General features: G+C 70.0%; 17 protein-coding genes and 1 tRNA gene. 8 read left to right on the forward strand and 10 right to left on the reverse strand.

The genetic code is table 11. From position 1 onward, the window contains the following. Positions 1-20 precede the first annotated feature (20 nt). Both inhA and HQ325_RS21310 read left to right on the forward strand, forming a co-directional pair. Positions 21-845: an NADH-dependent enoyl-ACP reductase InhA gene (gene inhA / locus HQ325_RS21305; protein WP_222632291.1), complete on the forward strand. Its 825-nt coding sequence runs from the start codon at positions 21-23 to the stop codon at positions 843-845. 71 nt (positions 846-916) lie between these two features. Further along, the gene (locus tag HQ325_RS21310; RefSeq protein ID WP_222632292.1) at positions 917-1,969 is read left to right on the forward strand and encodes a ferrochelatase; all 1,053 of its coding nucleotides are present in this window, start codon (positions 917-919) and stop codon (positions 1,967-1,969) included. A gap of 6 nt (positions 1,970-1,975) precedes the next feature. Here HQ325_RS21310 and HQ325_RS21315 read toward each other — a convergent pair whose 3' ends face one another. After that, the gene (locus HQ325_RS21315) at positions 1,976-2,797 is read right to left on the reverse strand and encodes a hypothetical protein (RefSeq protein WP_222632293.1); all 822 of its coding nucleotides are present in this window, start codon (positions 2,795-2,797) and stop codon (positions 1,976-1,978) included. A gap of 133 nt (positions 2,798-2,930) precedes the next feature. On the opposite strand from HQ325_RS21315, the gene HQ325_RS21320 reads away from it, so the two are divergent. The 3 genes from HQ325_RS21320 (at position 2,931) to HQ325_RS21330 (ending at position 5,504) form a co-directional block, all read left to right on the forward strand. Beyond that, positions 2,931-3,779 carry a DUF3097 domain-containing protein gene (locus HQ325_RS21320; RefSeq protein WP_222632295.1) on the forward strand — a complete coding sequence of 283 codons (849 nt, stop codon included), beginning with the start codon at positions 2,931-2,933 and terminating at the stop codon, positions 3,777-3,779. 63 nt (positions 3,780-3,842) lie between these two features. After that, complete coding sequence (locus tag HQ325_RS21325) at positions 3,843-4,274, forward strand: NfeD family protein (protein WP_222632296.1); 432 nt, start codon at positions 3,843-3,845, stop codon at positions 4,272-4,274. Then, positions 4,275-5,504 (forward strand): SPFH domain-containing protein, encoded by a 1,230-nt coding sequence (locus tag HQ325_RS21330; RefSeq protein WP_222632298.1) that lies wholly within the window; start codon positions 4,275-4,277, stop codon positions 5,502-5,504. A gap of 3 nt (positions 5,505-5,507) precedes the next feature. Here the strand turns inward: HQ325_RS21330 and HQ325_RS21335 are convergent, their stop codons facing one another. The 3 genes from HQ325_RS21335 to HQ325_RS21345 all read right to left on the reverse strand — a co-directional run bounded on the left by HQ325_RS21335 (position 5,508) and on the right by HQ325_RS21345 (position 7,460). Further along, positions 5,508-6,089 carry a hypothetical protein gene (locus HQ325_RS21335; RefSeq protein WP_222632300.1) on the reverse strand — a complete coding sequence of 194 codons (582 nt, stop codon included), beginning with the start codon at positions 6,087-6,089 and terminating at the stop codon, positions 5,508-5,510. Further along, positions 6,089-6,685, reverse strand: a complete 597-nt coding sequence (locus HQ325_RS21340; protein ID WP_222632302.1) for a hypothetical protein — start codon at positions 6,683-6,685, stop codon at positions 6,089-6,091. Before HQ325_RS21340 ends, HQ325_RS21335 begins: the two co-directional genes overlap by 1 nt. 115 nt (positions 6,686-6,800) lie before the next feature. Next, the gene (locus HQ325_RS21345; RefSeq protein WP_222632694.1) at positions 6,801-7,460 is read right to left on the reverse strand and encodes a TVP38/TMEM64 family protein; all 660 of its coding nucleotides are present in this window, start codon (positions 7,458-7,460) and stop codon (positions 6,801-6,803) included. A 238-nt stretch (positions 7,461-7,698) separates the two neighbouring features. Here HQ325_RS21345 and HQ325_RS21350 point away from each other — a divergent pair, with 238 nt between their 5' ends. From HQ325_RS21350 to meaB, 3 genes are read left to right on the forward strand one after another with little or no spacing between them, the layout of a single operon-like run. After that, a complete protein-coding gene (locus tag HQ325_RS21350; RefSeq protein WP_222632304.1) occupies positions 7,699-9,630 on the forward strand; it encodes a methylmalonyl-CoA mutase family protein in 1,932 nt (643 codons plus the stop codon). Continuing rightward, entirely contained in the window at positions 9,627-11,906 is a 2,280-nt protein-coding gene (scpA, locus tag HQ325_RS21355; RefSeq protein ID WP_261778585.1) for a methylmalonyl-CoA mutase, read from the forward strand. The genes HQ325_RS21350 and scpA overlap by 4 nt, the downstream gene beginning before the upstream one ends. Before the next feature lie 2 nt (positions 11,907-11,908). After that, on the forward strand, positions 11,909-12,919 hold the full coding sequence (gene meaB / locus HQ325_RS21360) for a methylmalonyl Co-A mutase-associated GTPase MeaB (RefSeq protein WP_222632306.1): 1,011 nt from the start codon (positions 11,909-11,911) through the stop codon (positions 12,917-12,919). Positions 12,920-12,921: 2 nt separating this feature from the next. Here the strand turns inward: meaB and HQ325_RS21365 are convergent, their stop codons facing one another. The 6 genes from HQ325_RS21365 to HQ325_RS21390 all read right to left on the reverse strand — a co-directional run bounded on the left by HQ325_RS21365 (position 12,922) and on the right by HQ325_RS21390 (position 19,968). After that, the gene (locus tag HQ325_RS21365) at positions 12,922-13,965 is read right to left on the reverse strand and encodes a nucleoside hydrolase (protein ID WP_222632308.1); all 1,044 of its coding nucleotides are present in this window, start codon (positions 13,963-13,965) and stop codon (positions 12,922-12,924) included. A 12-nt stretch (positions 13,966-13,977) separates the two neighbouring features. Beyond that, the gene (locus HQ325_RS21370; RefSeq protein WP_222632310.1) at positions 13,978-15,441 is read right to left on the reverse strand and encodes a CoA transferase; all 1,464 of its coding nucleotides are present in this window, start codon (positions 15,439-15,441) and stop codon (positions 13,978-13,980) included. After that, the gene (locus tag HQ325_RS21375) at positions 15,438-16,739 is read right to left on the reverse strand and encodes a trans-acting enoyl reductase family protein (protein ID WP_222632313.1); all 1,302 of its coding nucleotides are present in this window, start codon (positions 16,737-16,739) and stop codon (positions 15,438-15,440) included. The genes HQ325_RS21370 and HQ325_RS21375 overlap by 4 nt, the downstream gene beginning before the upstream one ends. Before the next feature lie 38 nt (positions 16,740-16,777). Next, positions 16,778-18,274 carry a glutamate-cysteine ligase family protein gene (locus HQ325_RS21380; RefSeq protein ID WP_222632314.1) on the reverse strand — a complete coding sequence of 499 codons (1,497 nt, stop codon included), beginning with the start codon at positions 18,272-18,274 and terminating at the stop codon, positions 16,778-16,780. A 57-nt stretch (positions 18,275-18,331) separates the two neighbouring features. Beyond that, positions 18,332-19,804, reverse strand: a complete 1,473-nt coding sequence (locus HQ325_RS21385) for an SDR family NAD(P)-dependent oxidoreductase (RefSeq protein WP_222632315.1) — start codon at positions 19,802-19,804, stop codon at positions 18,332-18,334. Between the two features lie 78 nt (positions 19,805-19,882). Further along, positions 19,883-19,968, reverse strand: a tRNA-Leu gene (locus HQ325_RS21390). Positions 19,969-20,025: the final 57 nt, after the last annotated feature.

Genomic DNA, 20,025 nt, shown 5'->3' on the forward strand with positions numbered 1-20,025 from the left:
CACACGAAAGGCACACGCACATGGGCGGACTGCTCGAAGGCAAGACCATCCTGATCACCGGGATCATCACCGACGCGTCCATCGCGTTCCACGCGGCCAAGGTCGCGCAGGAGCAGGGCGCCAAGGTCATCATCACCGGGTTCGACCGGCTGCGACTGATCGACAGGATCGCCCAGCGTCTGCCGGAGCCCGTGCCGCCGGCGATCGAGCTCGACGCGACGAACGAGGAGCACCTCGCGGCACTCGCCGGTCGTATCTCCGAGGTCGCTCCGGAGGGGATCGACGGCGTTCTGCACTCCATCGCGTTCGCTCCGCGCACCCTGATGGGCCCGGGGTCCAAGCCGTTCCTCGAGGGACCGGGTCCCGACGCTGCCGCCGCCTTCCAGATCTCCGCCTGGTCCTACGCCTCACTCGCCCGCGCCGTGCTTCCCGTCATGAACGAGGGCGGATCCATCGTCGGCATGGACTTCGATCCGCGCACGGCGATGCCGTTCTACAACTGGATGGGTGTGGCGAAGGCCGCGCTCGAGTCGGTCAACCGCTACGTCGCCCGCGAGGTCGGCGAGGCCAAGAAGGTGCGCTCCAACCTGGTCGCCGCGGGTCCGATCAAGACGCTCGCCGCCAAGGCCATCGCAGGTACCGCGACGGGTGACGCGGACAAGATGAACCAGCTCAACGAGTACTGGGACGGCGCATCCCCGATCGGCTGGAACTTCAACGACCCGACGGCCGTGGCCAAGTCGATCTGTGCGCTGCTGTCGGACTGGCTGCCGGCGACGACCGGATCGATCATCTACGTCGACGGCGGCGCGAGCCACAACACCTGGCTCCCCGAGAACCTCTGATTCTCTGACACTCGGACTCGGTCCGAGCATCCTCTCGGGTCCACCGAAACGGGTTCCGGCACAATGGCGCCATGAACTACGACGCGCTTCTGCTGCTGTCCTTCGGTGGGCCCGAGGGGCCGGACGAGGTGCGGCCGTTCCTGGAGAACGTCACCCGTGGCCGTGGAATCCCGCCCGAGCGCCTCGATGCCGTCGCCGAGCACTACCACCACTTCGGTGGGGTGTCGCCGATCAACCGACTCAACCGCGAGATCATCGCCGCGGTCGAGACCGAGTTCGCCCTCACGGGTATCGATCTGCCGGTGTACTTCGGCAACCGCAACTGGCATCCCATGGCGGAGGACACCGTCGCCGCCATGCAGGCCGACGGCGTACGCAACGCCCTGGTGTTCCCCACCTCGGCCTGGGGCGGGTACTCCGGCTGTCGGCAGTACCACGAGGACATCGCCCGCGCCCGTGCCGCCGCGGGGGAGGGCGCTCCACAGCTCACCAAACTGCGTCAGTACTACGACCATCCGCTCATGGTGGATGCCTTCGCCGACGCGATCCGCGCTGCGATCGGCCGGCTTCCGGCGGATCGCCGGGCCAGTGCTCGCGTGGTCTTCACGGCGCACTCGGTGCCCGTCTCGGCGGACGAGGCCGCAGGTCCGCCGTCGGCGGGCGGTCACCTGTACAGCCGTCAGGTCACCGAGGCGTCCCGATTGTGCGCCGCCGCAGCCGGTGTCGACGACTTCGACGTCGTGTGGCAGTCCCGGTCGGGACCGCCGCAGATCCCGTGGCTGGATCCCGACATCTGCGATCACCTCGAAGCACTGGCGGAGACGGGGGTCGACGCCGTGGTGATCTGCCCGGTCGGCTTCGTCTCGGATCACCTCGAGGTGGTGTGGGACCTGGACACCGAGGCCGTCGAGAAGGCGCGGGAACTGGGCATCGCTCTCGAGCGCGCAGGCACGCCGGGTGCGGACCCCCGATTCGCCCGGCTCGTGCGGACGCTGGTCGAGGAACGCACTGCGGGCACGGCGCCGCTGCGTCTGGGTTCCGAGCCCGCCTTCGGGACGACCGTCGACGGAACGCCGTGCAATCCCGGCTGCTGCGAGCCCCCGGTGCGTCGCCGCCCGGCCTGATCCGAGTCAGCGGCGATCGGGGGACAGGTACCCGTCCACGGCGGCACGCACCGCGGCGCGTCGCGCGGCGCGCACGGCGCGACGCAACGGTCGAAGCACTGCTTCGCGGGCCTCGGCGCCGCTGCTGCTGGGTGCCTCCGAGGGCGCCGACGTCTGCGCCGCCGCGAGGATGGCGTCCACCCTGTCGGCCGTGTCGAGAACTCGGGTGGTGCGTTCGGGGAGCGGCGGATAGCGGTGGCGGCTCGCGATGGCGAGGCGCTCGGCGATCATCGTGTGCGGGTCGCCGCCGGAACGGCCGGTGTCGACCGTCTGCACCGAGGTGAGGGCCTCGGCCGCACTCCGGACGGTGTCCCGCATCGAGTACTCGATCTCCCCGAGCGCCAGCTCCTGGTAGGTGACCGGCACGGTGACGGTGAACACCGTCCACCGCATGACGTCGGGGCCCTCGTCGGTGGGGACCAGTCCGACACCCGTCCGCCCCGGTACGCCGATGACGACGCCTTCCCCCGCGAGCACGGCGGCGGAGGAGAACGTGGAGTCGGTCGGCAGCCCGGCGACGTCACCGGGAGCGGGAAGAACCATGTCGACGGTCACCTCGCGCTCGCCGACGGGCGCCGCGGCCCGGACGACGCGGAGCAACTGGGCGATGCCGACGTCGCGGGGAGTGGGCCACGGGAGGTCGTGCCGCTCCGCCGTCTCGGGATCGGCGGCGACGACGAGGGCCAACGGTGCCCACTCGGTGAGAGCATCGATCACGTCGTCGGGTGGCGCGGCTCCGGCGAGCCAGGCGCCGCACCAGATGGCGAGGCTCGAGGATGGGGACGACACCGTCCGATCATAGGCGGCGTCGGAGGCGACCGGCGTGGCTGCGGTCGGGGAGTGCGCGGCGCCGATACCGTGGGACGGCCCGGTGACCCGACAGTCCTGTCCCGGGAGTGGGCGCGGAGGGCGAGGGAAGACGATGACAGCGGACAACCGGTACGGCGGCGACATCTTCGCCGGGCACGCGAGGCGAGCGCGACGCGTGGTCCCGACGATGGCGGCCGAACGGGATGTGGTGGTCGAGGACGCGGCGACCGGATTCTGCGGCGCCGTGGTGGGTTTCGAGCGCACGTACGACGGTGACTTCGTCCGACTCGAGGACGGCCGAGGTGTACGGAGGCTCTTCGCGATGCGCGAGGCCGCCTTCCTCGTCGACGGAAGCCCGGTGACGCTGACGCGTCCGGCACCGACCCGTGCCGTCGCTCCGACCCGCTCGGCCTCCGGGTCGACGCGGGTGGAGAACGTACGAGCGAAAGTGGCTCTGCCCAGCCGTATCTGGGTGGAGGGCATCCACGACGCGGCCATCGTCGAACGGGTCTGGGGCCACGATCTGCGGGTCGAGGGTGTGGTCGTCGAGCATCTCGAGGGACTCGACAACCTGGCAGACCGCTTGCAGGAGTTCGGGCCCGGACCGGGGCGCAGGGTGGGGGTCCTCGTCGACCACCTGGTCGACGGCTCGAAGGAGGACCGTCTGACGCGGTCGCTCGGCCCGTACGTGACGGTGACGGGACACCCCTACATCGATGTGTGGGAAGCGGTGAAGCCCGGCGCGGTGGGCATCGAGGCGTGGCCGCGAATCCCGCGCGGCACCGACTGGAAGACCGGTATCTGCCGCGAGTTGGGTTGGGGCACACCGCAGGACGGGTGGCGCCGGGTCTACGGTGCGGTGTCCAGTTTTCGCGATCTCGAGGCGCCGCTCATCGGTGCGGTGGAGCGCCTCGTCGACTTCGTCACCCTGGGTGACGAGAACGGGGAGACAGGTCGGTAACGATCTCCCCACGACGGTCGCGCGCACCCCACGGGCTCGTCGTTCGTCGCTACTGTGGAGTTCGTGGTTGCACTTCTGTGGCTCGTCGGAGCGGTGATTCTCGCTGCGGGTGAAGCGCTGTCCGGAGATTTCTTCCTTCTCATGCTGGCCGGTGGAGCCCTGGGTACCGCGGGCATCTCGGCGCTGACCGACTTCCCCGTGTGGGGCGATGCGATCGTGTTCGCGATCCTGTCCGGAGCCCTCATCCTGGGTGTCCGGCCGGTGCTGACCCGCCGGTTCTCGACGCCCCCGCCGACTCCCACCGGGATCGCCGCGCTCACCGGGCGATCCGCGCAGGTGATCGATGCCATCGATCAGCACTCCGGCACGGTGAGGCTGGACGGTGACGTGTGGACGGCTCGTCCGCTCGATCCCACCGAGGTGTACACGGCCGGAACGACCGTGACCGTGATGAAGATCGACGGCGCCACGGCCGTCGTGTGGAAAGGACCCTAGATGGGTGACTATGCCGCCTTGATCGCCCTTGCCGTGGTGGTGCTGTTCGTCGCCGTGGTGGTGGCGAAGTCGGTGACGCTCGTGCCGCAGGCCGAGGCCGCGGTGATCGAGCGCCTGGGCCGGTACTCCAAGACGGTCTCCGGGCAGCTCACGTTCCTCGTGCCGTTCGTCGACCGTGTCCGAGCGAAGGTCGACCTGCGCGAGCGCGTCGTGTCCTTCCCGCCGCAGCCGGTGATCACGCAGGACAACCTGACGGTGTCCATCGACACCGTCGTGTACTTCCAGGTCACCACCCCGCAGGCCGCGGTCTACGAGATCAGCAACTACATCGTCGGTGTCGAGCAGCTCACCACGACGACGCTCCGCAACGTGGTCGGCGGCATGACACTGGAGGAGACGCTCACCTCGCGTGACTCCATCAACGGCCAGCTCCGCGGGGTGTTGGACGAGGCCACCGGTCGATGGGGCCTGCGTGTCGCCCGAGTGGAGCTCAAGAGCATCGATCCGCCGCCCTCCATCCAGGAGTCGATGGAGAAGCAGATGAAGGCGGACCGCGAGAAGCGCGCCACCATCCTCACGGCCGAGGGACACCGTGAGTCGTCCATCAAGACGGCCGAGGGTGACAAGCAGTCCCAGATCCTGTCCGCGGAGGGTGCCAAGCAGGCCGCCATTCTCTCCGCCGAGGGCGAGCGTCAGTCCCGCATCCTGCGTGCGCAGGGTGAGCGGGCGGCGAAGTACCTCAACGCGCAGGGTGAGGCGAAGGCCATCGAGAAGGTGTTCGAGGCGATCAAGGCCGGCAAGCCGACGCCCGAGTTGCTCGCCTACCAGTACCTGCAGACGCTGCCGAAGATGGCGCAGGGTGATGCCAACAAGATGTGGGTGGTGCCGTCCGACTTCGGTGATGCCTTGAAGGGCTTCGCCAAGAATCTCGGCGCGCCGGGCGACGACGGCGTCTTCCGTTTCGAGCCCAGCGACCAGGGCGAGACGCACTCCAAGCCGGAGGACGACTCCGCGGAGGTGGCCGACTGGTTCGACACGAAGACGGACCCGGCCATCGCTCGGGCGGTCGCCGACGCCGAGGCCGTGGCACGCAAGCCTGTCGACACGTCGTTGGCCGCCGCACCGAACCCGGCCAGGAACTCGGCTCCGGAGCCCGCGAAGGCGGTCGAGGCCTCCACTCCGGACGGGTCCGGGGCGGGCGACGAGACAGCGCGCGAACTGGACCGCTGACGGTCAGGCCGCCAGACCCACGCCCACGCCGCCCGCGGCGAGAGCCCAGAGCACGCTGGTGAAGGTGCCGATGATGAAGTACTCCGATGCCCGCGGGTCGCGGAGTTCGGGGTAGCGCGCGAGTCCCTTGACCGCGAGGACCACGGCGATGCCCTCGGGCCATCCCGTGAGCACCGCGACCACGACGGCGATGCGTTCGAGTGTGCCGATGACGAGCCCCCCACGCAGGACGGGGCGCTCGTCGTCGGCATCGCCGTCTCCGGGCTCGGGCCGTCGGCGCGCGAGGTGGAAGACCGCGGGAACGACGACGGTGCCGCCGGTGACGGCGACCGCGACGACCAGGACCAGCGCGGCGACGAGTGGTGGCCCCGTGACCGGTGCATCGACGATCGCGGCGGCGAGACCTGCCAGTGCGAGCATTCCGGCGGACAGAAGTGGCGGGACCCACCACCAGCGCAGCGGCGGCAGCCACCGGACGCGTCGTCCCGGTGCAGCCGTCGGTGGGATCGTCGGCACCGGTCGGGCGGGCAGGAGTGCTGCTCCGGCGGAGAGCATGAGCGCGAGCAGCGCGAGGGCGGCCGCCATCAGGCGGCCGTTCCGCGTGCGCGCAGATCGGCCAGGGCGAGCATCCGCGCGACGACCGGTCGTGCCGCACGCTCGGCCTGCCATCCCGCGACGGCCAGTCGTTGGGACACGGCCTGCGGTGTGATGGACAGTTCCTCGGCGACGGCGGTCTGCGATCCGAGTCTGCGGACGCTGTCGACCGCGGCGCGACCCTGCTCGGTGCGCCGGACCAAGAGCAGTGCGAGCAGCGCCACGACGGCGTCGGCATCGCCGGCGGACTCGGCGTCACCGCCGCGGACCGCGATGTGGGCGACGGCGCTCTTGGCGCTGTCGACGGCGTCTCTGGCGGCTTCGAACGCCGGGCCCCGTCCCGCTCTGGTGGAGCGCGGTAACGGATCCTCCACCGCGCCCACCCCGATCCCGACGCTCCAGTGCCCGTCCTCGAGGAAGTCGAGTGCGAGGTCGAGTGCCACCGACGCGTCGTCGGTCACACCCTGGACCTCGTCGCCGGCCGTGCGTTCGAACGGGCGCGTCAGGTCGGTGGCACGGTCGAGGATGTCGGCGACACGGTCGATGTCACGTCGACTTCCTCGTTGGTCCACGGTCAGAACGAACATCGATCAACCCTAGAAGCTTGATCTTCCGTAATCAAGCCTCAAGTCTTGACTTCGCGCGCAGGCTGACGTGTGCCGACAGGCTTGATCTGCCCATATCAAGTCCATGACCTTGACCTCACCGGTCGCCGACCACCGGCATCCGCGCGTCGAGGATCAATCCGACGACGCCGACGGCGATGCAGACCCCCGAGATCGAGAGCAGGATCGGATCGCCGTGACCGGCCAGAGCGTCGCCGAGCAACACGATGCCGACCGTCCCCGGGATCACCCCGACCACCGTCGCCAGCGCGAACGGCACCACGGCCACCGAGGACAGGCCGGCGGAGTAGTTGACCACCGAGAACGGCACCGGCGCGATGAGTCGAAGACTCCCCACCGCCAACCATCCCCGTCGCGCGAGACGAGAATCGACGGCCCGGATCACCGGATGGTCCCAGCGTGCGGTCACCACGTCGCGGCCGAGTGTTCGGACCAGCAGGAACGCGAACACCGCACTCACGGTCGTCGCCGCGACCGCCACACCGACCCCCGTCACGGGTCCGAACAGCACACCCGCCGACACCGTGAACAGAGTGCGGGGGATCGGCGCCACCGTGATGATCGCGTGCGCCGCGAAGAAGACGAGGGGGAAGGCCGGCCCGACGGCGACGGCCCACTCCCGCACGCGGTCGATGGTGGGGAGGGGGACGAGCAGCGCCACGACGATCAGGGCGGCGAGCACGGTGACGGTCGCGGCGACGCGCAGCGCGAGCGCGCGGCGACTTCCGACGACGATCGACTCCTCCGACGGCACGGTGTCGTGCGGTTCGGTGTCGGGGGTCGTCACGTCCGCTCACGCTACCGAAGAGCGCCGCGAGCGGTGCTCGTCGACGTGGTCGGGGCGGTCACTAGGAGGACCGATGCTCGGACGCCCTAGTAGTGTGAAGTTTGTCTCAGGGCACTGTGATGGGACTCGGGATAGCGTGCCCGGAGTGCGGTTAACATCACAGCATCCGCAGGCGCGAAAGGGACACATGGCCACGTCACACACCGGGACACCGGACTCCGTCGCAGCCGAGGACGTCGGCGCGGCCGTACCGGTGAGCAGCGCCGAGGAAGGTTTCGCGACCTGGCGGCGCGGTGTGGCCGGTGTGCTGGCCAAAGCTCGGCGGGTGGACGTCTCGGAGCTCCCCGAGCACCCCGAGACGTTGCTCGAGGTGACGACGTACGACGGGGTCACGGTGCGGCCCCTGTACGGCCCGCTGGACGAGACGGCCGAGGCGCCGCTGCCCGGCACCTTCCCCTTCACGCGCGGCACGGACGCGCATCGCGACGTCAACGTCGGGTGGCTCGTCGCCGGCCGGTTCGGCCGTCCTGCCGGTCGCGAGACCGACGTGGCGACGCTCAACGACCAGCTCCTGGACGCGCTGCAGAACGGTACGAGCGCGCTGTGGCTCGACACCGCATCCGTGGGCGCCGACGGCCTGGCCCGTGTACTCGACGGGGTCCTGCTCGACCTCGCGCCGCTGACGCTGGACGCGGGTGCGGACGTCGCAGCGGTGGCCGACGCGTTGTTCGCGCTCCTCGACGAGCGCGGCGCCGCCGCCGACGTCCGACTGGGGGCGTCGCCGCTGACGGATCGATTCGCGGACATCGCGGGTGCGAGCGAGCAGGACGCGATCGATCTCGCGGTGCGGGCAGCGGCGCGCACCGAGCGGGTGCGCGCGATCACGCTGGACGGCACCGTGTTCCACGCCGCGGGGTCGGCGGACGCGCAGGAGGTCGGCCTGGCCGCCGCGGCCGGACTCGAATACCTGCGTGCGCTCACCTCGGCGGGACTGTCCGCTGCCGAGGCATTGGGACAGGTGGAGTTCCGCCTCGCGGCCACCGACGAGCAATTCGAGACCATCGCCAAGTTCCGCGCCGCCCGTCGGGTCTGGGCCCGGGTGGCCGAGGTCCTCGGGGCGCCGGGGCACGGCGGGGCCCCCCAGCACGCCGTCACCTCGGCGGCGATGATGACGCAGCGCGATCCGTGGGTGAACATGCTGCGCACGACGCTGGCCGCGTTCGGCGCCGGTGTGGGCGGAGCCGAAGCGGTGACCGTCCTGCCGTTCGACGCCGCGATTCCCGGCGGCGCCGCGGACGTCTCGCAGACCTTCGCCGCACGGATCGCGCGCAACACCCAGCTGCTCCTGCTCGAGGAGTCCCACCTGGGTCGGGTAGTCGATCCGGCCGGTGGGTCCTGGTATGTCGAGTCGCTCACCGACGCACTGGCGGACTCGGCGTGGTCGGTACTGCAGGCGGTGGAGGCGGCCGGCGGTTACCGCGCCGCGCTGGAGTCCGGTGAGATCGCGCGCCGGGTCGAGGAGACCCGCGCTGTTCGTGCGAGCGACATCGCCCACCGACGCACCGCGGTCACCGGTGTCAACGAGTTCCCGAACCTGCAGGAGCCGTCGCCCGCGGCCTCGGGGAACGGCACCGTCGCCGGACGTCCCGCAGCGCGGTATGCCGCCGAGTTCGAGGCGCTGCGTGATCGCAGCGACGCGGTGCTGGCGGACAAGGGCAGTCGCCCGGTGGTGCTGCTGGCGCCGTTGGGCAGCGTCGCGGAACACAACGGACGCACCACGTTCGCGGCGAACCTCATGGCGTCGGGCGGGATCGAGGCGGTGAACCCCGGTGCGGGAGCAGATCTCGCCGCGGTGGCGCGCGAGACCGCGTCGCCGATCGCCGTGCTGTGCGGCACCGACAAGCGCTACGCCGCCGAGGGTGCGGACGCCGTCGCCGCCCTGCGGTCGGCGGGGGTGCGGACGGTGCTGGTCGCCGGCGGTGCCTCGGCCTTCGCAGACGCGTCGCCGGAGCAGACCCCGGACGGACATCTCACGCTCACCATCGATGCCGTCGCCGAACTGAGTGCTCTCCTCGATGCACTCACCGGCGAGGCTCGTACGGAAGGACACACCGCATGACCGACGACGCTGGTGACATGGGCCCCGTGGGCAGTTTCGCGGACGTTCCGCTCGTCGACCCCCACGGCGCGCAGGCGGCAGCGCCGGCGGCCGACGATGCGCGCGCACACGTCGAGGCCGCCGCGTCGGCTCACGGCTACACGCCCGAGCAGGTGGTGTGGTCCACCCCCGAGGGCATCGACGTCCGTCCCCTGTACACCGGCGCCGATCGGGCAGAGGCGGCCGAGGCCGGGTACCCGCTCGACTCCTACCCGGGCACGGCTCCGTTCCTGCGGGGGCCGTACCCGACGATGTACGTCAACCAGCCGTGGACGATTCGTCAGTACGCGGGGTTCTCGACGGCGTCGGAGTCGAACGCTTTCTACCGACGCAACCTCGCGGCCGGTCAGAAGGGGCTGTCGGTCGCGTTCGACCTCGCGACGCACCGCGGCTACGACAGTGACCACCCGCGCGTGCAGGGCGATGTCGGCATGGCGGGTGTCGCGATCGACTCGATCTACGACATGCGCCAACTCTTCGACGGGATCGACCTGGGGTCGGTGTCGGTGTCGATGACCATGAACGGCGCCGTGCTGCCGATCCTGGCGCTGTACGTCGTCGCGGCGGAGGAGCAGGGCGTCGGGCCGGAGAAGCTGGCCGGCACCATCCAGAACGACATCCTCAAAGAGTTCATGGTGCGCAACACCTACATCTATCCGCCCGAGCCGTCGATGCGGATCATCTCCGACATCTTCGCGTACACCTCGACGCACATGCCGAAGTTCAACTCGATCTCCATCTCCGGCTACCACATCCAGGAAGCCGGCGCGACGGCCGATCTGGAGCTCGCGTACACCCTCGCCGACGGGGTGGAGTACATCCGCGCCGGGCTGGCCGCGGGCATGGACATCGATACGTTCGCCCCGCGGCTGTCCTTCTTCTGGGCCATCGGCATGAACTTCTTCATGGAGGTCGCCAAGCTGCGCGCAGGCCGGTTGCTGTGGGCGGAGCTGGTGCAGAAGTTCGACCCGTCCAGCGCGAAATCGCTGTCGCTGCGCACACATTCGCAGACGTCCGGCTGGTCGCTGACGGCACAGGACGTGTTCAACAACGTCTCCCGCACGTGTATCGAGGCGATGGCCGCGACGCAGGGACACACGCAGTCACTGCACACCAACGCGCTCGACGAGGCGTTGGCACTTCCGACCGACTTCTCCGCGCGCATCGCCCGTAACACCCAGCTGCTGCTGCAGCAGGAGTCCGGCACGACGCGGCCCATCGATCCGTGGGGCGGCTCGTACTACGTGGAGTGGCTGACCCACCAGCTCGCCGATCGGGCCCGCGCGCACATCGCCGAGGTCGAGGAGGCCGGCGGAATGGCCAAGGCCATCGGCGAGGGCATCCCGAAGCTCCGCATCGAGGAGGCGGCGGCGCGGACGCAGGCGCGCATCGACTCCGGTCGGCAGCCGCTGGTGGGCGTCAACAAGTACGTTCCCGACGAGCCCGACGCCATCGAGGTGCTCAAGGTCGAGAACTCGCGGGTGCGCACCGAGCAGATCGAGAAGCTGGAGCGGCTGCGCGAGGAGCGCGACCCCGGCCGCGTCGAGGCGGCGCTGTCCGCTCTCACGGCGGCGGCCGCGTCCACCGACGGCGGGATGGAGAACAACCTGCTCGCCCTCGCAGTCGACGCGGCGCGGGCCATGGCGACGGTGGGCGAGATCTCCGACGCTCTCGAGAAGGTCTACGGACGGCACCGCGCCGAGATCCGCACGATCAGCGGTGTCTACCGGGACGAGGCGGGGAAGGCCACGAACATGGTGCATGCAGGCGAGCTGGCGACGGCGTTCGCGAAGGCGGAGGGCCGCCGACCCCGCATCTTGGTGGCGAAGATGGGGCAGGACGGACACGATCGCGGGCAGAAGGTCATCGCGACGGCGTTCGCCGATATCGGCTTCGACGTCGATGTCGGCCCCCTGTTCCAGACCCCCGAGGAGGTGGCGAACCAGGCCGCCGACAACGACGTCCACGTCATCGGGGTGTCGTCGCTCGCCGCCGGTCACCTGACGCTGGTTCCGGCGCTGCGGGAAGCACTCGCCGCCGTCGGCCGGTCCGACATCATGGTCGTGGTCGGCGGCGTCATCCCGCCGGGCGACTTCGACGCGCTGCGTGAGGCCGGGGCGGCCGCGATCTTCCCGCCCGGCACGGTGATCGCCGACGCCGCGGTCGATCTCATCGGCCAGCTCGCGGAGAGCCTGGGTCACGGCGCGGCCGTCTCGGACGCAGGAGCGAACGCCTGAGCATGTCCGACGCGACCGCAGCACGTCCCACGCGTCCGGCGATCGATCTCGACGCGCTCGTGGCCTCGGTGCGGGCCGGAGAGCGTGCCGGGCTGGCGCGCGCCATCACGCTCGTCGAGTCCACCCGCGACGACCATCGCGACCTCGCCCAACAGATGCTGCTCGAGCTCCTTCCGCACGCCGGGGGGTCACATCGGGTGGGCATCACGGGCGTACCGGGAGTCGGCAAGTCAACGTTCATCGACGCCCTGGGCATGACGCTCATCGAGAAGGGCCACCGCGTCGCGGTTCTCGCTGTGGATCCGTCGTCGACCCGTACCGGGGGCTCCATCCTCGGGGACAAGACGCGGATGGCACGGCTCACGGTCGCGCCCGAGGCGTACATCCGGCCGTCCCCGACGTCGGGCACCCTCGGCGGTGTCGCGAAGGCGACCCGCGAGACGATCGTGCTGCTCGAGGCGGCCGGGTACGACGTCGTGCTGGTGGAGACCGTCGGGGTCGGGCAGTCCGAGATCACGGTCGCGGGCATGGTGGACACCTTCTGCTTCCTGACGCTCGCGCGCACGGGAGATCAGCTGCAGGGCATCAAGAAGGGCGTCCTCGAACTCGCCGACGTGGTCGCCGTCAACAAGGCCGACGGCAATCATCTCCGCGACGCCAAGGGTGCTGCGCGCGAACTCGCCGGAGCGCTCCGACTGATCTACCCGCACGACGCGCTGTGGACCCCGCCCGTGTTGACGATGAGCGCGATCGAGGAGACCGGGCTCACGGAGTTCTGGGACACCGTGTGCCGCCACCGCGACGTCCTCACCGCGGCAGGCGACTTCGATGCCCGCCGCCGCGACCAGCAGGTGCAGTGGGTGTGGACGATGGTGCAGGACCAGTTGATGCGCCGGCTGTCGTCGAACCCTGCCGTGACCGCCGTCCGCGCCGACGTGGAGAGGCGCGTGGCCGACGGGTCGCTCACCGCGGCTCTGGGTGCGCAGGAGATTCTGACCGCCTTCGACGGCTGACCTCAGCGCCCGGCGGCGAACGCCCCGACCGTCTCGAGCAGGTGGTCGAAGAAGGAGTCCGGATCGGTCGACACGGCGATCGCGGCATTGGGGCGGCGTCCCCAGAAACAGCGCCGGTCGGCCACCGTCATTCCCCGCGTGAGTGTCCCGACGAGTTCGACGTCGACGGTGGCCAGGGCGTACTCGGCGATCTCCGGGTGCAGTGCGACGGCCGCCGCGAACGGATCGTGCATGTGCGCCAGGTATCCCTCACCCTGTGCGTGATGGAATTCCATGTAGAACCGCACCGCGTCGGTCAGGTACCGCACCACGGGCACGGACGCTGTCGAACGTGCGCCCACCTCGTCGATCGAGAGGTGCTCCACCGGAACGGATCCCGCGATCTCTGCGAGACGCACGACGTGCGACGGATGCATCTCGATCCGTTCCGTCAGGCCCAGGGCGCACACGATCGGCTCCCGTCCCGAGGGCACCGCGTCGAAGGCGTCGAACACCTCCTTCGCGGCTTCCGGGTCGACCGCCACGTTCCATTCGGAGGTGGGCGTCGTGTTCCCCGGGTGATCCATGCTGCCGCCCATGATCACCAGACGCTTCAGCAGTACGGGCAGTGCGGGCTCGAGCCGCAGTGCCAGAGCCAGATTCGTCATCGGACCGGTCACCAGCCCGACCAGCTCGCCCGGATTCTCGCGCGCCAGATCCACCCACGCCTGCGCCGCCGTCCGATCGGAGACGGTCATGGTGGGGGCCGGCAGATCCGCGTAGCCCACTCCCAGCGGACCGTGCGTGTCCTCCGTCGTCATCAGCGGGGCGACCAGCGGTGCGTCGACGCCGACCGCCACTTCCACGTCGGTCAGACCACAGATCTCCAACCAGGACAGCGTGTTCCGTGTCACCTGCGCGGTGGGCACGTTGCCCGCCGTGCAGCACACGGCCACGATCTCGGCCTCGGGACTCGCCGCCAGGTAGACCAGAGCGAGGGAGTCGTCGATTCCGGTGTCGACGTCGACGAGGAGTCGAGTGCGGGCGGGGGAGTCGACGTCGGTCATGCCGCCATCCTGTCAGGACGGGAAGCGCGGCTCGTCGCGTCCCCACGGGCGGGCCGGGAAGGGGTGATCGTCGTACTCCGCGAGCGCCGGTCGGGCCGTGCGCACGTCGTCGTGGAGGACGGTGTGCTCGTCCGTCGGCAGCACGGGGTCGGCCGGAGTGTCGACCCTGCCGTCGGCATCGAGCAGCCAGGCGGCAGTGCGTGCCAACGAGACCGACACCGTCCTACCGATGCCACCGTCGAGGCGCTGGGTCAGAGCGTCGATGATTCCCGCCGCCAGCAGGTGGCCGGACGCATGGTCGAGCGCCTGCACCGGCAGCGCCTCCGGAACCCCGGTCGTCCCGCCGTCATCCGACCGGCCTCCGGCCTTCCCGCCGTCATCCGACCGGCCTCCGGCCTTCCCGCCGTCATCCGACCGGCCTCCGGCCTTCCCGCCGTCATCCGACCGGCCTCCGGCCTTCCCGCCGCACATGTGCGCGATGCCGGACGCCGCCTGTACCAGGCTGTCGAATCCGCGCCGCCGTGCCCACGGCCCCCGGCCGCCCCACGCACTCACCGTCCCGATGATCGCTCCGCTCGGCCGGTGCGTGCGGAGGTGCTCGTCGATGTAGGAGCCCGGCCGGTAGCCGCCGACCACCACGTCCACCGACGACATCAGCGCCGTCAGTCGCTCGTCGTCATCGTCGACGAGGACGTCCAGGAGGGTCGAGTACTTGCCCGCGCCGGTGTCGAGGTGCTGGGCTTCGATCTCCGGGAGCAGGGGCGAGTCGACCCGCAGTACCGATGCACCGAGGAGGGCCAGATCGCGCGTGGCGACCGGGCCGGCGATGACCCGCGTGAGATCCAGCACGCGCACCCCGGCCAGCGGTCGCATCGGGTCGGTCGGGGGCTCGGGGAGCGACGGCAGACCGTCGGGACGCACGGTGGACGAGACGATGGGGCCGGAACGCGTGAAACGGCCGGGCGCCGAGCCGAACCACTCGTCCGGGGTCCGCACCGCCACGACGAGCGCGCCGAGCTCTGCTGCACGCTCCTCCACGTCCAGAGCCTCGTGGCGCAGGAGTGAGGCCGCGACGGCGGTGTGGTCGGCGTCGTCGGCGAGTTCGAGGAGCGAGAGCAGTCGCGCCCGGTGGTGCGGGTAGTTGGCGTGGGTGCGCACCCACCCGTCCGCGGTGCGGAAGAAGCCGGACAGGGCGGCGAACCCTGCGACCGGCCGCCCGTCGATGCGCAACAGTCTGTCTCCCGCGAACGACGCGGCGACCCGGTCGCCGACCACCACGCGCGGTGACGGAGCGGCCAGCCCCGAAACGACGCGGAACCGGTCGACCGCGGAACCGAGTGCAGCGACCGCACCGACGGCCAGCGCGGCCACCGGCAGGGTCGACGACAACACGCCCTCGGACACGGGTCGCACGGTGATGTCGGCGGCCTGAGCGAGACCCAGGTCGGCCTGGTACCGGTGCAGCAGGTCGGTCATACCTTGCGCGCGGAGATCTCCATGCCGGCGCCGCGGAGTCGGTGGATCAGCGCGTCACCGATGCCGGATGCCGGGGTGAGCACGCCGCCGCCGACGGAGGGGAGTGCGTCACGGTCGAGCGCGAGCGCCAGTGCCGATTCGCCCAGCATCATGGCGGTGGCCGCGTAGCCGGGATCTCCCTTCGCCTTCACGCGCGAGACGTACCGGTCACCGCTGCTGGTGGTGGTGTAGACGTCGATCGTGAAATGCCCCTTCTGCCGGGTCTTCTCGCTTGGACCGTCGCCCGGCTTGGGCAGGACCTTGTCGAGGAGGAAACGGGTGGGCTTGAAGGCCATGCCCGCGACGAAGGCGCCCAGCCCGGCGAGCACGGCACCGGCGATCACCGGGGAGGCGGGCGACGAGCCGACGCTCATGACCTCGCTGTAGCGGAAGTTCTTGCCGTACGGGTATCCGAGCAGCGCGTTCGTGCGGCGCACGACCCGAGTGTTGTACGAGGACATCACGAACGGTGCCTTCCACCCCTTGAGATCGGGGTGGATGTCGGCGCCCTTGACGATGGGGGTGTCGCTCTGGCGTCCCAGATCCGGCTCGATCGAGCGGTCGGGGCTGAGCGAGTAGGGGCTCGCCGCCATCTTCGCCGCGGCGCGGTCCTTCGTGATCTCGTCGATCTGGCCGCGCAGCGAGTCGATGGTGCCGCCGCTGACCCCGCCGCTCATCGACGTCACGACGAGGGTGGTGTCGGTCAGGTCGCCTGCTCCGTCCTCGTGGACCTTGGAGTAGAGCGCGTGCACGCCGATGTCGGACGGCACCGAGTCGAAGCCGCAGGAGTGCACGATCCGAGCGCCGGTGGAGTGTGCGAGATCGTGGTTCTGGTCGGCACTGAGACGAGCGAACAGCACTTCGCCGGTGAGGTCGACGTAGTCCGTGCCCTGCGCCGCGCAGACGTGCGCGAGCGTGCGTCCGAACTTCGCGTACGGCCCGACCGTGGTGATGACGACCTGTGTGCGAGAAGCGATGTCGGTGAGCGCGGCCTCGTCGTCCGCGTCCGCGACGAGCAGCGGCCAGTCGGCGGCGCGGGACGGCAGACCGCGACGGGTCGACTCCAGCTTGGATCGGGACCGGCCCGCGAGTGCGATCGACGTGCCCTGCGGGGCGTGATTCGCCAGGTACTCGGCGGTGAGCGCGCCCACGAAACCGGTGGCGCCGTAGACGACGACGTCCAACTCGCGATCCCCTGCCGTGTCGAGATCGGACGCAGTGTCGAGTTCGGATGGGTCAGGTGCGGAAGTCTCGGCCATCACCCGAGCCTACAAGCGCTCCTGTGACCCACCACCACTCACCACGACCACGTGTGGACGGCCTCGCCCTCGTGCATGAGCTGCAGGTAGTCGGACAACATGCCGGCCACGGCGCGCTCGCGCAACTCTCCGGCACGCTCGCGTGCGACGACGGCATTGCGTTGCCACACCGATCCGGACTGCCGGCGCAGGCATCGACCCTCGATGACCCGCAGGTAGCGGTCGCGGACCTCGGTGTCCACGCCGTACGACGCGAGACCGGCCTCCGCCATGGGCAGCAGTCGGCGCAGGACCAGCTCCTGCGGCGAGATCCAGCCGACCTCCGGCCAGTAGAGCCGCGAGTCGAATCCGCCGCGCGCCGCCGAGTGGAGGTTCTCCACGGCGGCGTCGAACGACATCTGCGTCCAGACCGGCCGATCCGCGTCGACCAGCGACCGCAGGGTGCCGTAGTACAGCGCCGCGTCGGCGAGGACGTCCAGAACGGTCGGCCCCGCGGGAAGAACACGGTTCTCGAGGCGGATGTGCTGCTCGCCGTTCGAGGTGTCGTAGATCGGACGGTTCCATCGGTAGACGGTGCCGTTGTGCATCTTCAGCTCGGTCAGGCCGGGCGCTCGGCCCGCCGCGAGTTCGGCCATCGGATCCTCGTCGGACACGACCGGAAGCAGCGCGGGGAAATACCGCGAGTTCTCCTCGAACAGATCGAAGATCGACGTGATCCAGCGCTCGCCGAACCACACGCGGGGTCGTACTCCCTGGTTCTTGAGTTCCTGGGGGCGCGTGTCCGTCGCCTGTTCGAACAGGGGGATCCGGGTCTCGTGCCACAGTGCCTTGCCGGCGAGGAAGGGGGAGTTGGCGGCCAGTGCCACCTGCACTCCCGCCAGCGCCTGCGCGGCGTTCCAGTGCGCGGGGAACTCCGTCGGCGAGACCTGCAGGTGTAGTTGCACGGAGGTGCACGCGGCCTCGGGGAGGATAGTGTCGGAGATCTCGTTCAACGACTCGATGTCGTGGCTGCCGGGCAGCGGGACCCCGGTGATCGACAGTTCGATGTCCTCGCCACGCGCCGCGAAGATCTGTTGGTTGAGCAGGTCGTATCGCGGATTGCTGGACAACCACTGGTGGGCGAAGTGATCCTTGCCCAGCGTGGGCAGCATCCCGATCATCGCCAGGGCGCATCCCTGCTCACGAGCACGGGCGTCCGCGGTGTCCAGAGAGGTGCGTAATCCGTCCTCCAGGATGCGCATCCGGTCGCCCGCCAGCGGTTCCGGGGCCACGTTGATCTCGATGTTGAACTGGCCCAGCTCGGTCTGGAAGTCCGGATCGGCGATGGCCTCGAGCACGGCCGCGTTGGCCATGGCCGGCTGCATCGACTCGTCCACCAGGTTGAGCTCGATCTCCATGCCGAGGCGCGGCTCGTCCACCCGGAAGGTGTCGTCCGCCAACATCGCCGCCAGGGCGTCCAGACACTCCTGCACCTTGTGCCGGAACATCTGCCGGTCCTTACGGCTGAACGTGCGCTGCTCGACCTCGTCGCCCATCACGACATTGCACCACGTGGGCGGCCGCCAGGCGCACGACACGGGGGTTCGGCGGTGTCACCAGGGCGAGGCCGCGTAGTCCTTGAGGAACTTCCCGTGCAGATCGACACCGAGCTCACCCTGGACGATGGGGTCGTAGACGCGGGCCGCGCCGTCCACCAGATCCAGGGGCGCGTGGAAGCCCTCGTCGGCGAGGCGGATCTTCGTGGGGTGTGGGCGTTCGTCGGTGATCCAGCCGGTGTCCACCGCGCTCATCGAGATGCCGTCGTCGAGCATCTCGTTCGCACTGGTGCGCGTCAGCATGTTCAGTGCGGCCTTGGCCATGTTGGTGTGCGGATGCCCCGGTCCCTTGTAGCCGCGGCCGAACTGGCCCTCCATCGCGGAGACGTTGACGACGTAGGAACGGCGATGCGGCGACGCCGCCAGGGCGGCGCGCAGGCGCGAGACAAGGATGAACGGCGCCACCGAGTTGCACAGCTGCACCTCGAGCAGCTCGACGGGATCCACCTGGTCGACGGTGTGCACCCAGCTGTTGGTCGGCGCCTCGTCGGGTACCAGCCCACCCGCGTCGATCGCCGTTCCGGCAGCCATGCGCTGCAGGGACGCCGAACCGGCGACGAGGGCCATGGAGGTCACCTGCGACGGCCCCATGTTCGCCATGACGGCGGTGTCGAGCGCGACAGTGTCGCCGTCGGTCTCGCCGAACGCCCCCACCAGCGCGGCCGGGTGGGCATCGCTCGTCGCGCCGAACGTGCGCACCCCGAGCGCTGCGAGATCGGCGCCGTGCTCGCCGTCCTCGAGGGCGGTGTACGAGCCGGCGGACCGCTTGACGGTCTGAGCGGCGTTGTTGATCAGGATGTCGAGCGGGCCCTCCGCCGCGACGGCGTCCGCGAACGCGACCACCTGCGCGGGATCACGCAGGTCGATGCCGACGACGGACAGTCGATGCATCCAGTCGTGGCTGTCGGACATCGAGGAGAACCGGCGCACCGCGTCCGCGGGGAAGCGCGTCGTGATGGTCAGGTGAGCACCGTCGCGCAGCAGGCGCAACGCGATGTACATCCCGATCTTCGCGCGCCCGCCGGTGAGCACCGCGCGGCGGCCGGTGAGATCGGTGCGGGCGTCCCGCTTCGCGTGGTTCAGGGCGGCGCACTCGGGGCAGAGCTGGTGATAGAACGCGTCCACCGTCGTGTACCGCTGCTTGCAGATGTAGCAGGGACGCGCGCGTTGCAGTGTGCCCGCGGTCTCGGTGGTGGTGGCCGACGTGAGCGCCAGTCCGGCGGTCTCGTCGTCGATGCGGTCGGGTGACCCGGTCGCCGTGGCGGCGACGACGGCGCGGTCGGCGTCGGCCACCCGGGCGCGCGACTCGAGGCGGCGACGCTTCTTCGCGGCCTTGAACATGCCGGCGGTGGCGCGCTGCACGGTCACGGCGTCGGGGTGGTCGTCGTCCAGGGCTGCGGCGCGGTCCAGTACGCGCAGGCATGCGGCGAGTTCGTCGGGGTCGATGCCCGTCACGCTGTGCTCCGTCATCGCCGCCTCCACGCTCCCGTGTCATGACGAAAGCCCCGATTCCGTGAGGAATCGGGGCTCTCGTCGGTCTGTCTTCGGTGTCCGAGGGGGGACTTGAACCCCCACGTCCGTTAATAGGACACTAGCACCTCAAGCTAGCGCGTCTGCCATTCCGCCACTCGGACATCACGCGTCACACACTGCTGGCCATACGCAGTTCACGAGCACGTCGCACCCGTGTT

This window comes from Rhodococcus sp. BP-349 (genome assembly GCF_019835845.1).
In the GTDB taxonomy this organism is placed as follows: Bacteria; Actinomycetota; Actinomycetes; order Mycobacteriales; family Mycobacteriaceae; genus Rhodococcoides.